The 12,879-nt window shown below is 60.8% G+C and carries 11 protein-coding genes; 10 read left to right on the top strand and 1 reads right to left on the bottom strand.

The window, feature by feature from the left end; translation table 11 throughout:
• The first annotated feature begins 120 nt into the window (after nt 1–120).
• The 10 genes from MUN79_RS11105 (at nt 121) to MUN79_RS11065 (ending at nt 12,001) form a co-directional block, all read left to right on the top strand.
• Nucleotides 121–1,314 carry an MFS transporter gene (locus MUN79_RS11105; protein ID WP_244677712.1) on the top strand — a complete coding sequence of 398 codons (1,194 nt, stop codon included), beginning with the start codon at nt 121–123 and terminating at the stop codon, nt 1,312–1,314.
• 72 nt (nt 1,315–1,386) lie between these two features.
• Nucleotides 1,387–3,408, top strand: coding sequence for a DUF3858 domain-containing protein (locus MUN79_RS11100; protein ID WP_244677711.1), 2,022 nt, complete (start codon nt 1,387–1,389; stop codon nt 3,406–3,408).
• 236 nt (nt 3,409–3,644) lie between these two features.
• The gene (locus tag MUN79_RS11095; protein WP_244677710.1) at nt 3,645–5,648 is read left to right on the top strand and encodes a transglutaminase family protein; all 2,004 of its coding nucleotides are present in this window, start codon (nt 3,645–3,647) and stop codon (nt 5,646–5,648) included.
• A gap of 122 nt (nt 5,649–5,770) precedes the next feature.
• The gene (locus MUN79_RS11090) at nt 5,771–6,337 is read left to right on the top strand and encodes a DUF3857 domain-containing protein (RefSeq protein ID WP_244677709.1); all 567 of its coding nucleotides are present in this window, start codon (nt 5,771–5,773) and stop codon (nt 6,335–6,337) included.
• Nucleotides 6,274–7,578: a DUF3858 domain-containing protein gene (locus tag MUN79_RS11085; RefSeq protein ID WP_244677708.1), complete on the top strand. Its 1,305-nt coding sequence runs from the start codon at nt 6,274–6,276 to the stop codon at nt 7,576–7,578. Before MUN79_RS11090 ends, MUN79_RS11085 begins: the two co-directional genes overlap by 64 nt.
• 153 nt (nt 7,579–7,731) lie before the next feature.
• A complete protein-coding gene (locus tag MUN79_RS11080; RefSeq protein WP_244677707.1) occupies nt 7,732–8,091 on the top strand; it encodes a hypothetical protein in 360 nt (119 codons plus the stop codon).
• A gap of 17 nt (nt 8,092–8,108) precedes the next feature.
• Nucleotides 8,109–8,285 (top strand): hypothetical protein, encoded by a 177-nt coding sequence (locus tag MUN79_RS11075; RefSeq protein WP_244677706.1) that lies wholly within the window; start codon nt 8,109–8,111, stop codon nt 8,283–8,285.
• 115 nt (nt 8,286–8,400) lie between these two features.
• A complete protein-coding gene (locus tag MUN79_RS29985) occupies nt 8,401–9,411 on the top strand; it encodes a reprolysin-like metallopeptidase (protein ID WP_262923021.1) in 1,011 nt (336 codons plus the stop codon).
• A gap of 17 nt (nt 9,412–9,428) precedes the next feature.
• Nucleotides 9,429–10,871 carry a reprolysin-like metallopeptidase gene (locus tag MUN79_RS11070; protein WP_262923020.1) on the top strand — a complete coding sequence of 481 codons (1,443 nt, stop codon included), beginning with the start codon at nt 9,429–9,431 and terminating at the stop codon, nt 10,869–10,871.
• Complete coding sequence (locus MUN79_RS11065) at nt 10,865–12,001, top strand: T9SS type A sorting domain-containing protein (RefSeq protein WP_244677705.1); 1,137 nt, start codon at nt 10,865–10,867, stop codon at nt 11,999–12,001. Before MUN79_RS11070 ends, MUN79_RS11065 begins: the two co-directional genes overlap by 7 nt.
• Before the next feature lie 93 nt (nt 12,002–12,094).
• On the opposite strand, the gene MUN79_RS11060 is transcribed toward MUN79_RS11065, so the two are convergent.
• Nucleotides 12,095–12,877, bottom strand: coding sequence for a hypothetical protein (locus MUN79_RS11060; protein WP_244677704.1), 783 nt, complete (start codon nt 12,875–12,877; stop codon nt 12,095–12,097).
• Nucleotides 12,878–12,879: the final 2 nt, after the last annotated feature.

The following is a 12,879-nucleotide window of genomic DNA, read 5'->3' as shown; positions in this document are numbered from 1 at the left end:
CGCCAGCAGGTCGTGTAGGCACGCGAACTACACAGTTCGCGCTACTGGCGCTTCTACTTGAACAGGCGGCGGTGCCCGGATTTTCTGACGACCTTTGGGGCTGAATCGAGTTTGCCCTGAATGCAGCCCACCCAAACCAAAGTTTACACAGCCGGCTTCTGGCTGATGTGTTTGTCGTCGTTCTTGTTTTTCATGAGCTTCAACATGCTCCTGCCCGAGCTGCCTGACTTTCTGACGCGGCTGGGCGGAGCGGAGTACAAGGGCTTCATCATTGCGCTGTTTACCCTCACAGCAGGCCTTTCCCGGCCCTTTAGCGGCAAGCTGGCCGACACCGTAGGCCGGATTCCGGTGATGGTGTTTGGCTCATTGGTGTGTTTTGTGTGCGGCTTTTTCTACCCCTGGGTCAGCACGGTAGCAGGGTTTCTGGGGCTGCGGCTGCTGCACGGCTTCAGCACGGGCTTCAAGCCCACCGGTACGGCCGCCTTCATTGCCGACATTATTCCTTTCGAGCGGCGGGGCGAAGCCATGGGTCTGCTGGGCGTGGCTGGCTCGTTGGGCATGGCGGCGGGTCCGGCCCTGGGGCCTTACATTACGGCGGCCACCTCGCTAAACACGCTGTTCTACGCTTCTTCGGGCCTGGCCCTGCTAAGCCTCGTGGTGCAGGGCACGATGACTGAAACCCTGCCCAAGGAGCAGCGGCAGCGCTTTAGCTGGAGCCTGCTACGCCTGGAGTGGGACGAAATTCTGGAGCCCCGGGTGCTGTCGCCGGCCCTGGTTACGCTGCTCTGCCTGTTTCCCTTCGGCGCCATCCTGACCGTGGTGCCCGACCAAAGCCAGGCGCTGGGGCTGAATGCTGCGCACAAAGGCCTGTTTTACACCTGCTATACCTTGTCGTCCTTGCTGGTGCGCCTGGTAGCGGGCCGGGCTTCCGACAAGTACGGCCGCCTGCCGGTGCTGCGTCTTTCTACCTCCATGCTGGTGGTGGCCCTGATTCTGCTCACGCTAGTGGAACAATCGGTGCCGCTGTTTCTGGGCTCGGCCCTGCTGTTCGGACTGGCCACGGGTCTGAATTCGCCCACGCTCTATGCCTGGACCGTGGACTTGAGCCATCCGGCGCGGCGCGGGCGGGCCGTAGCCACCATGTACATTGCCCTGGAAGCCGGTATTGGCCTGGGGGCCCTGCTGGCCGGCTGGATTTTCGCCAACAACACCAGCCATTTGCCCTACGTGCACGCCATGAGTGTGGTCAGCACGCTGGCAGCCCTGATTTACTTGTTCTGGGGCGTGAAAAAGCAGCCGCTGGCCACGGCTTGATGCTGCATTTGCCGGGCCGATAGATTTGTTCCACCTTTGGGATTCTTTTATCTATCCAACAGCTTATTGCGCATGAATCTAACCTCTACCCGAGTATGGCTTATTGCCACTTTATTGCTTCTTGCTACTCCCCTGCTGGCCCAGAAAACGGCCCCGCCTCCCATTGTGTACGGCAGCGTCACGGCCGCTGACTTCACGGAGGCGTCGCCAGCCGACAGCAGCCAGGCCCCGGCTGAGTACCTCTGCGACTACGGCACTTCCAAGATTGAGGGCGGGCAAGGTCAGTTTCAGGTTATCTTTGAACGCACCACCCGGCTGCGCATCCACCGCAAGTCGGGCTACCGCTACGCCAGCGTGCGGGTGCCGCTGTATATGCGCGACGGCAAGATTGAGCGCCTCGTGCGCCTGCGCGGTACCACCTACAACATGAAGGATGGCCGCCTGGTCAAAACCAAGCTGAACCCCGACGCGCTGTTTCGGGAGGAGTTGGACAAGAACCACCTGCAGTACACCTTTACCATGCCCGAGGTGCATGAAGGCTCCATTGTGGAGTTCAGCTACATCATCAACTCCGACTTCGTCTTCAACCTACAGGACTGGCAGTTTGAGCACCGCATTCCAGTGCGCTGGAGCGAGTACCGGGCTTTTCTGCCCCAGTTCTACACCTACAAGACTATTACTCGCGGCTACCTGCCGTTTGTGGTAAACGAGGCCCTGACGGTGCCTTACTCCACGACCTATACCAACTCCAGCGTGGGCATTGTGCAGGGCAGCGAAAACCGGATTACGGGCCTGGCCCAACAGCTGCGCTGGGCTATGAAGGATGTGCCCGCCTTCCGGGACGAGCCCTTTATGACGACGCCCACCGACTACCTGCGCAGCGTGCATTTCGAACTGGCCGGGGTCAACTTCGATGGTACCTACCGCGACCTGACCGGTAAGTGGCAGGAAATCTGGGAGCGGCTGCGCACCGACGAGGAGTTTGAGGGCGCCATGACCAAGCAGACGCCTCCTCTGCTGCAGCAGGCCCAGGCCCTGTACCGCCGCTTTCCCTTCGACACACTGGCCCGCGCCGCCGCCGTGCTGGCCCTGGTACAACGCAGCGTGGTCTACAACGACGAGCAGCGCATGTACGCCTCGCAAACCCTGCGCCGCACCTACGAGCGTCATTTGGGCAACTCGGCCGACATCAACCTGCTGCTGGTGCAAACCCTGCGCGCCGCCGGCCTGCCCGCCACGCCCCTGCTGCTGAGCACCCGCGACCATGGGCAGATCCAGATGGAAGTGCCCGTCATCAGCCAGTTCAACTACGTGGCAGCCCACCTGCGTATGCCCGGCCGGCCTGATGTGCTGCTAGATGCCACCGAGCCGCAACTGCCCGTGGGCATGCTGCCTGAGCGCTGCCTCAACGGCCAAGGGCGCCTGGCCGATGCATCCGGCCGCTGGGTGCCGCTTAAAACCACGGGCCGCTACACCGACTACCGCACCGCCCGCCTGCAGCTCAGCCCTAGCGGGGAGCTTACGGGCACCGTAAAGCTGGAATATGGAGGCTACGCGGCCGTGGCCGTTCGGCGGCAGATCCGTCAAACCTCGCCCGCTGACTACCTGGGCAAGGTAACGCGCCGCTGGCAGGACTGGCAACCCACCAAGCCCCAACTCCAGGCCGACTCCCTGAAGCCGCTAGCCGTGGAGCTCACCCTGCAGCAGAGCCCAACCAATGCCGACGCCGCGCTGCTGTACCTGCCCCTGCTGAATCTGCCGGACGCGCTGCCCTATGACTTCCGGACCGAAAACCGCGTCTACCCGGTCGACTTCGGCATGCCCCGGGAGCACGTCACCGTGATTACGCTGGCTCTGCCCAAGGGCTACATCGTGCAGGAAATGCCAGCTAAGCTGACTATGGAAATACCCGGCGGCACCGGGCGCTACGTGTACCTGGTGACGCAGCCCACGCCTACCACCGTGGAGCTGACGACCCGCCTGCAATTCAACCGGGCCGAATACAGCTCCCGCGAGTATGGGGCCCTGCGCGAGTTGAACACCCGCATTCTTGCCAAACAAAATGAGCCCCTGGTCCTTAAGCGGGTGCCCTAGCAGCTACTGTCCGCCGCCACTGGCTGGCCCAGGCCCAGCCGATTTTAGTCAGATATAAAAATCTTGTGTGAAGCGGCCATGAAGTTTGGAGTATAGCGGGTTTTCCGCATCTTTATCCTACGATTATCCGCCCTTTCCGATTCGCCTCTATTTACTGTTCCATCTAGCTGCTTTTGCCTGGCTTTGGCAAAGGCATTTGTTGCTATTTCTCAGCTTTTCCTCTTTTATCTTCTTGTATGATAACACCTTTACTTCGCCGCACAGCTGTGGCTGTAGTAGTGGCGGGCATTACTTCTCTTCCGGCTTTAGGTCAGAATGAACCCGTTAAATTTGGTAAGATTGATGAGCGTGACCTGACCGCCGCAAACTTCGTGGCCGACAGCGCAGCCGAAGCCGTAGTACTCTGCGACTTTGGCCGCACCCGCTTCGAAGTCTTCGAAGGCGAGTTCCGGTACGTAATGGAGCGGGTTACCCGTATCAAAATCCTGAAAAAGTCGGGCTACGACTGGGCTACCGTGCGCATCCCGCTCTACCGCAAGGATGGCGACGCGGAAAAGCTCACCAACCTGCGCGGCTATACCTACAACCTGGTTAACAATCAGGTGGTAAAGGAGAAGCTGGAGCTGTCTTCCACCTTCACGGAGCAGACGACCATTAACAACTCCGTGCGCAAGTTTACCTTGCCCAACGTGCGGGAAGGCTCTATCATCGAGTACACGTACTTGCTGAGCTCAGACTTTACCTTCAATCTGCACGACTGGCGGTTTCAACGCAGTATTCCGACCCGCTGGAGCGAGTACCGCATTGCCATTCCCGAATACCTCGACTATAAGATGCTGCTGCAGGGCTACGAGCCCCTGGCTACGCAGGAGCGGGAAGTAACGAATACCCAGTACACCATAGCCGGCTCGGACCCGGTGGTGGCGCAGGTTACGAACTACCGCTGGGCTATGAAGGATGTGCCGGCCCTAAGCCGGGAGCCCTTCATGACCACGCCCGACGACTACGTCGCCCAGATGGATTTTGAACTGGCCGGCACCAGAATGCCGAACAGCGGCTACCGGAGTGTGACCAACTCCTGGAACAAAATCAACCAGATTCTGCTCGAAGACGACAACTTCGGCGCCCAGCTCAGCCGGGGCAGCTTTCTGAAAGAGCAGCTGACGGCCCTGCTGGCCAAGAATCCCAATGCTCCGGAGCGCATTGCGGCCATTCACGACCTAGTGCGCAAATCGGTGAAGTACAACGGTGCGGACCGCGTTTTTTCCACCTCCACGGTTCGCAAAGCCTACGACCAGCACAGCGGCTCGGCGGCCGACATCAACCTACTGCTGATTGCGGCCCTGCGCGAGGCGGGCCTGCAGGCCAATCCCGTGCTGCTCAGCACCCGCGACAATGGCATGGTGAACCAGAACTTTCCGCTGCTGTCCAAATTCAACTACGTAGTGGCCCACGTGGCTTTGCCCGAGGGCAAGGAAATGCTACTGGACGCCACCGAAGAGCTGGTGCCCTGCGGCATGCTCCCCCCGCGCTGCCTGAGTGGCACCGGCCGCCTGATTCTGCCCGACGCGGCTCAGTCGCGCTGGGTAAACCTGCAGCCCAGCCAGCGCCACCTGGAGTACCGCCAAGTAACGCTGACCCTGGATGAGCGGGGCGGCTATACCGGCAAGATTCACCAGGAGCACGGCGGCTACTCGGGCCTGAGCACCCGGGAAAAGCTGCAGAAAAACGGGGAGAAGAAGTTTATCGAGGAAATAATCAGCAGCCACGAAGGCTGGAGCATTCCGAAGTACACTTTCAAGGAGCGGGACTTGCTGCAGAAGCCCCTGGCCGTTGACTACGAGTTTAGCATGCCCGGTGCCGACGCGCCCGTAAGCACGATTTATTTGAACCCCATGCGCCAGTTTACGGACGAGAAAAATCCGTTCCAGCGCGAAGGACGCCGCTTCCCGGTTGACTTTGGAGCTCAGGTTGATGAAACCGTGATGCTCACCATTCAGCTGCCGGCCGGCTACCAGGCCGAAGAGCTTCCCAAGCCCTCCATCGTGGACTTGCCCGACAACGGGGGCCGCTTCTCCTACACGGTAATGGACAATGGCCAGGGCACCGTGCAGATTGCCAGCCGCATGAGCCTGCGCAAGCCCGTGTACATGGCCGAGGAGTATGCCTACCTGCGCGAGTTTTACAACCGGATGCTGGCCAAGCAGGCTGAGCAGATCGTGCTGAAGAAGAAGTCATGAGCCGGCTTTTTACTTCCGTAGCCGCCCTGCTATGGGCTAGCGGCGCCGCCGTAGGGGGCGTTCCCCTAAAGTACCCGGTAGCTACGCTGCCGGCTGCCCTCCGTGAGAATGCTCACGCTGTCGTGCGCAACGAAGAGCAGACGCTAGTCGTGAAATCAGCCAACCGCACGGTGGAAACCGTGCGGCGGGCCGTCACCATCCTCGACGAAGCCGGCGCCGAGTGGGCTACCATGCAGGTGTACTACGACCAGCTCAACACGGTCAGTTACCTGCGGGGAACCGTATACAACGCTGCGGGCCAGGCGTATTTGCAACTGAAGTCTGGCAACGTGCGCGACTACAGCCTGTCGGATGGGTTCAGCCTAGCCAACGACGGCCGGGCCCGGGTGGCCGACATGCGGCAGCCCGTTTACCCGTACACGGTAGAATACGAGTACGAGGTGACGTCCAGCAACCTCCTGTTTTATCCATCGTGGCACCCGCAGCCGCAGGAACAGCTGGCCGTGGAGAAGTCCTCGTTTCGGGTAGTTACCCCTACGGCCCTGCCCCTGCGATTCCAAGAACAGCATTTGCCCACTGGCAGCACGGCCCAGCATACCCTGCAGGGAACCAACGATGTGTACCAGTGGCAGGTACAGGATTTGGCGGCCGTGGAAGAAGAGCAGGATGCGCCCCCATCCGGGAGCTGACGCCGGCCGTACTCACGGCGCCATCTTCTTTCGAAGTACAGGGTCACGCCGGCACACTCACGTCCTGGCAAACCCTGGGTCAGTGGACCTACGACCTCAATGCAGGCCGCGACGAGCTGCCCGCTGCGCTGAAAAGCCGCGTGGCGGCCCTGGTGCAGGGCGAAACCGACGAGCGGGCCCGTATCCGCAAAGTATACGAGTTTCTGCAAGCCAATACCCGCTACGTTTCTATTCAGCTCGGCATCGGCGGCTGGCAGACGTTTCCGGCGGCTTCGGTAGCGGCCAATGGCTACGGCGACTGTAAGGCCTTAACTAATTACTGCAAGGCCCTGCTGCAGGCGGCCAACGTAACGGCCTATTGCGCCCTGGTACGGGCCGATGAGCCGGATATTCACACCGAATTTCCCAGTACCCAGTTCAACCACGTGGTGTTGTGCGTGCCCCTGACCAAAGGGGCCAAAGCGGATACCGTGTGGCTGGAATGCACCAGTCAGACCAACGCCTTCAACTATATGGGCAGCTTTACCGGCAACCGGCATGCGCTGCTCCTGACGCCCACGGGCGGGAAGCTGGTGCGCACACCGCGCTACGGGGTGGCCGAAAACCGCCAGGAGCGCCGCGCCGACGTGTACCTCGACGCCCAGGGCAATGCCACGGCTACCATCCGGACCCTGCGTACGGGCCTGGAGCAGGATTACTCTAATGCCTTGCTGCACAATTTGTCGTCGGCAGAGCAGAAGAACAAAGTAGCGGACCGCCTGCCTTTGCCCAGCTTCACCATCACCAAGTTCAATCTTGCCCCGGGAGTGGCTACCTCCGTTCCGACCATGGTGGAAACCCTGGGCCTGAGCGTGCCCAACTTGGCACCGCCCAGTGGCAAGCGCGTTTTTCTGACTCCTAACCTGCTTAGCCGCACCTCTTCCTTGCCCGTGGCAGTCGGTGAGCGGCGGGCCGACATCTGGCTCGACAACGCCTTCGTGCATTCGGATACCATCCGGATTCACGTGCCGGCCGGTATGAAGCCCGAGAGCCTGCCGGCCCCGGTTAAGCTGACTACAGCCTTTGGCACCTATTCCAGCCAGGTGCAGACCCTGCCCGACGGCACGCTGCAGTACGTGCGGCAGCTACGCATGCCCCAGACGCGCTTTGCCCGCACCGAATACGGAGCCTACGTGGAGTTCCGCCGCAAAATCAGCGCGGCCGACAAAAACCAGTTGGTTTTCGTTAAAACGGAATCCTGACCTAGTCTGATACTACGCAAGAAGCCCGGCCGGATGCCTTCCAGCCGGGCTTCTTGCGTAGTATGCCAAGCTTAGCTGCGAGAGTTCGGCAAGGTTCTGGACTAAGAGCTGGCAGTATCAGGAGTTATCTGCTCACCCTTTCTACCGGCCTCTATGCTTGCTGCCCTTTCCCTGACTTTCGCCGCCGCTTCTCTTTGGACCCAGGCCTTTGCCACTTCTTTGCCCGTCGGTTCGCCGTCGGTACCCACTTACTGGCAGGTCGTGGCTCCGGCGCAGGCCAAGCGGCTCGGCAAGCCCCGGATTCAGATGCAGCACTACCAAGTATGGCGGCTCAACCTGGAGGCAGTGCGTCGAATTCTTTCCACCGCTACCGCCGGGCCGGCGGGTCCCGAGTTGCAGCTGCCCCTGCCCGATGGCACTGTAGCGAGGTTTCGGATGCGTACTTCCTCCGTAATGGCCCCGGCGCTGGCTGCCAAATATCCGGAGCTGCAGACGTATGCGGGCAGGAAGTAGGCCAGCCGGCCAGTAATGTGCGCCTGGAAATCACGCCGGCGGGGCTGCGGGCCCAACTGATTCGGCATGGCCACACCTATTTTATCGAGCCTTTTCGCCCGCGGGACACAACGTATTACCTATGCTTCGACCAAGCCAGCTTACCGGCCGGCAGCAAGCAGAAGTTTGAAGGCTCCGCCGCTTCCCCGCGCTGATGGGTTAAAGGGAAGAAGGAAATTCGCGTTGATGGGCTTAAGGCATAGGCAAAAATTCTATCTTAGGGCTTCTTAATCAACTCCGAACAATTCTTCTTTTCCCCTAATCCAAACTATGTCTTCACTTTTTACGAATTCATGGCGCACGTGGCGGCCGGCCTTATTCGGCGGTTTGCTAGTGGCGCTGGGTGCTTCGCAGGAAGCCACCGCCCAACGGGTGCTGTGGGCCGACGATACCCAAGTTCCCGTAGCGGCCCGCTCCACGACCTCCGCCCTGCGCCAGTTCCGGCCGGTAGCTTTCCAGTTGGCCGCCGTGCGCGACGCCCTGCAGAAAGCGCCCGCCGAGAAAGGCGCTGGTGCCCGCAACTCGTCCACGGTTATTTCTCTGCCTCTGCCTGATGGCTCCTCGCAGCGCTTCCGCGTAGTCCAGGTGCCCGTGATGCATCCTTCGCTGGCCGCCCGCTTTCCGGAAATCAAGACCTACGAGGCCCAGGGCATCGACGACCCCGCAGCTACGGCCCGCCTGGACGTGTCGCCCGCCGGCTTCCACGCCATGATCATGGGCGCGCAGGGTAAGACAACTTACATTGACCCCGCCGTTCAGGGCGACAACGTGCACCACTTGGTATTCGACCGGCAGTCGATGAACCAGGTTGCCATGGGCCGGGCGTGCTTGAACTCCGAACAGGAAGCCATTGACCTGCCACAGCCCACGGAATTCAAACGCATTCCCAACGGTACGCAACTGCGCACCTACCGTCTGGCTTTGGCCTGTACCGGTGAATATGCGGCTACCAAAGGCGGCACCAAAGCTGGGGCACTGGCGGGCATGGTCACGACTATGAACCGTGTGAATGGCGTGTACGAGAAGGAAGTGGCCGTGCGGATGGTACTCATTGCCAACAACGACCAGATAATTTATACAGATGCTGCCGCCGACCCTTTCACCAATGATGATGGGTTTGTGCTGCTCAATGAAAACCAGCGGACCATTTCCACCATCATCGGCGATGCCAACTACGACATCGGCCACGTATTCAGCACTGGCGGTGGTGGGGTAGCCCAGAAGCCTTCGGTCTGCATGCCGGTTAATGCCACTTATACCCAGGGCAAGGCCCGCGGGTAACGGGTCTGACCAACCCGGTGGGTGATGCTTTCGACATTGACTACGTAGCCCACGAAATGGGCCACCAGTTTGGCGGCGACCATACCTTCAACAGCAACACCGGCAACTGCGCCGGTAGCAACCTGTCGGCCGTATCGGCTTACGAACCTGGCAGTGGCGTGACCATTATGGCCTATGCCGGTATCTGCACGCCTCAGGACTTGGCCCGCAACAGCGTGCCGTATTTCCACTCGCGCAGCTTCGACCAGATTGTAGCCCACATCAACGGGGCCGGCAACTGCGCCGTGGCCACGCCGACCAATAACACACCCCCGGTAGTAAATGCCGGGACCAACTACCAGATTCCGGTTCGCACGCCCTTCAGCCTGACCGGCTCGGCCACCGACGCCGACAACGACCCGCTGACTTACAGCTGGGAGCAGTACAACCTGGGGCCGACGGGTCCGCCAACGCAGCCCGTGGGCAACGCACCGATTTTCCGGTTTTTTACCCCAACGGCTTCGCCCACGCGCACCTTCCCCAAGATTTACAACCTGATTACCAACACCGACACGATTGGTGAGATTCTGCCCACGTACGGCCGCCGTCTGATCTTCCGCCTGGTAGCCCGCGACAACCGCGTGGCTGGCGGTGGCGTCGACTACGACTCCATGCACGTAGTAGTAGTACCCACGGCGGGTCCGTTCCTGGTAACCTTCCCGAATACGGCCACTCCTGGCCCCGTTCGGTGGCTGGCCGGCGCTCCGCAGCAGGTAACGTGGGATGTAGCCAACACCACGGCTGCCCCCATCAACGCGGCAAATGTGGACATCATGCTCTCCACCGATGGTGGCCGCACTTTCCCCACCACCCTGCTGGCTAATACTCCCAACGACGGTACTCAATTGGTAACCGTGCCAACGAGCATCGCCGCCTCTTCCCAGGCTCGCATCAAGGTGCAAGCTTCGGGCAACATTTTCTTCGATATTTCGAACAGCAACTTTAGCATTGAAGTACCCACCGGTCCCACGTTCTTCCTGACGCCGACCACGGCTTCGGGAACGGCCCCAACGTTCTGCCCGGGCGCTTCTACCACCCTCAACGTGGCCGTAGGCCAACTGCAGGGCTTCTCAGGCGCGGTTGCGCTGTCGGCATCCAACCTGCCCGCGGGCATGACGGTAACGTACGCCAACCCTTCGGTTACGACGGGCGGCTCCACTACGGCAACCATCACGACCACCACGGCTACTCCTTCGGGCTCTTACCTGATCAACCTGGTAGGAACCAGCGGCAGCGTCACCCAGCAGCAGCAGTTCCTGATCAACATCGACCGGCTGGCAACGCAGGCGGCGGTACCAGTGGCGCCAACGGCTGCCAACCGCAGCACGCTGCGCCCCCGCTTCTCGTGGGCTCCGGTAGCCAACGCCACGGGGTACGAGATTGAAGTAGCCACCAACTCCACCTTCACTACCCCGTGGTAGCGCTGACTCCGGTAACCGGCACAAGCTTCACGTCCAGCATCTCGCTGCAGCCCAATACGACCTACTTCTGGCGCGTACGGGCTACCAGCCCCTGCGGTGTGGCTCCGTTCTCCGCTGTTACCCAGTTCCAGACGGGTGTGGCGCTATGTCAGACCATTGCTGCCACGCAGGTGCCAAGGGCTATTCCAGCCGGTGCTACCCGGGTAGTAACTTCGGTTATCTCGGTCGGCACTTCGGAAGTTGTTTCCGACGTGCGCATCCGTAACCTGGTGCTGACTCATCCGGCCGTAAGTGAGCTGACGCTGACGCTGACCAATCCGGCCGGGCGCTCGGTTACGCTGGTAGCCAATGCCTGCCCCGGTACCGCCGACATCAACCTGAACTTTGACGACGCGGCTACGGCGGCTCTGAGCTGCCCCTTGAGCACAGGAGCTACGGTACGGCCGGTAGGCAACCTGGGCGACCTAGCCAACGTTCCTGCCAGCGGCGAATGGACTCTGACCGTCAACGACAACAACGCGGCCAACGGCGGCTCGTTGCGCTCCTGGAGCCTGGAGCTATGCACGCTGGGCACGTTGCCCCCTGCTCCCTTCGCGCTGCAGACGCTCTACAACACGTTCAGCAACGGCACCGGCAAAGTAGACGTCATCTGGTCGGCTGACCCAACTTCTAACGCCGCATCGTACGAGGTGGAGCGTTCCTTCCAGAATAACACCAACTTCCAGCGTGTGGCCACAGTAGCGGCTCCCAACACGTACTACGAAGATCAGGTGACTGCCACGGGCCGCTACTTCTACCGCGTCCGTTCGGTCAACACCATCGGGGCCTCGGCCTATACCAACGAAGCCAACGTGCTGGGCAACCAGACGGCGGCTTTGCTCAAAGGCATTCAGGTGTACCCGAACCCGAGCACGGGTATCTTCAAGGTTAACATGGACAACACCCAGCGCGGCACCGTTACGCTGCGCGTAACCGACGCTCTGGGCCGCACCGTAGCTACCCAGGCTTTGACCAAAGGTGCTGCCCTGCTGCAGTATGAGCTGGATCTGAGCAAGCTCGGTACCGGCGTATATCAGCTGCACATCGACATGCCAGAAGGCACGGCGGTGCAGCGCCTGCTGAAGCAGTAATCAGCAGCTGATAATCCCTAAAAAAGGGCGGCTCCACATTGGAGCCGCCCTTTTTATTTGCCCGCAGCCTTTCTAGTAACCATGGCAGTGGGGTTAAAACCGGTAGCGGGCCTGCACCTTTACCTCGGAGCGCCGCGGCCCCTGCAGCTCTTCCAGGCCCGAGCCCACCGTGGTTTGATTGCGGTAGTGGGTCTCGGCGTAGCGCAGCCACAGCGTCAGGTGCTTGGAGAATTTCACCTCGGCAATGGCGTAAGCCCGGGTACCCTGCCCACTGAGAGCCGGCACGGAAAAGGCGTACAACACGTCTTGCTCAAACACATATTGGCGGGTGTCGAAGTCGTCGGTATCGAACAGGGCGTAGCGGCCACTGAGCTGCAGCCGCCTACCAATTTTCACCGAGGCGTCCTGAGCTAGCACGTAGCCCGTGCGCTGCGGGCCGTCGTCTTCGCGGAAGTGCGTACCCTGCAGGCGGGTACGCAAACTCAGAATCAGCGTGGGGCTGGTGTCGTAGAACAACAGCAGGCTGCGACGCTGCGTGGGAGCCGTCAGGGGCAGGTTGCGGCCGGGCGCGGTGGCCACGTCGTACTCTTTCATCCTGTTGCGAATCTGGGCGTAGAGCAGGCTGGTTTTGGATGGGGTAAAGGCCACCCGCACCAGCCAATCGTGACCCTCGGTGGGCGTACCGGCCTGAAACTTCAGCCACGGGAAGCTGAATTGGTCATAGTAGGCCGACACTTCCCAGCGCGACACCGGGCGCACTTTCAGGCCCACGTACAGCCCTTTCTCGTTGATGTTGCGGGTATTTTCGCTCAAGGCGTTGCCGTAGAACGTGTGAAAGTCGCGGGCGTAGTTGCGGTACAGCATCGACACATCCACGT

The organism is Hymenobacter cellulosilyticus (genome assembly GCF_022919215.1).
GTDB classification, from domain to species: domain Bacteria; phylum Bacteroidota; class Bacteroidia; order Cytophagales; family Hymenobacteraceae; genus Hymenobacter; species Hymenobacter cellulosilyticus.
This window is presented reverse-complemented; position numbering and strand designations above follow the sequence as displayed.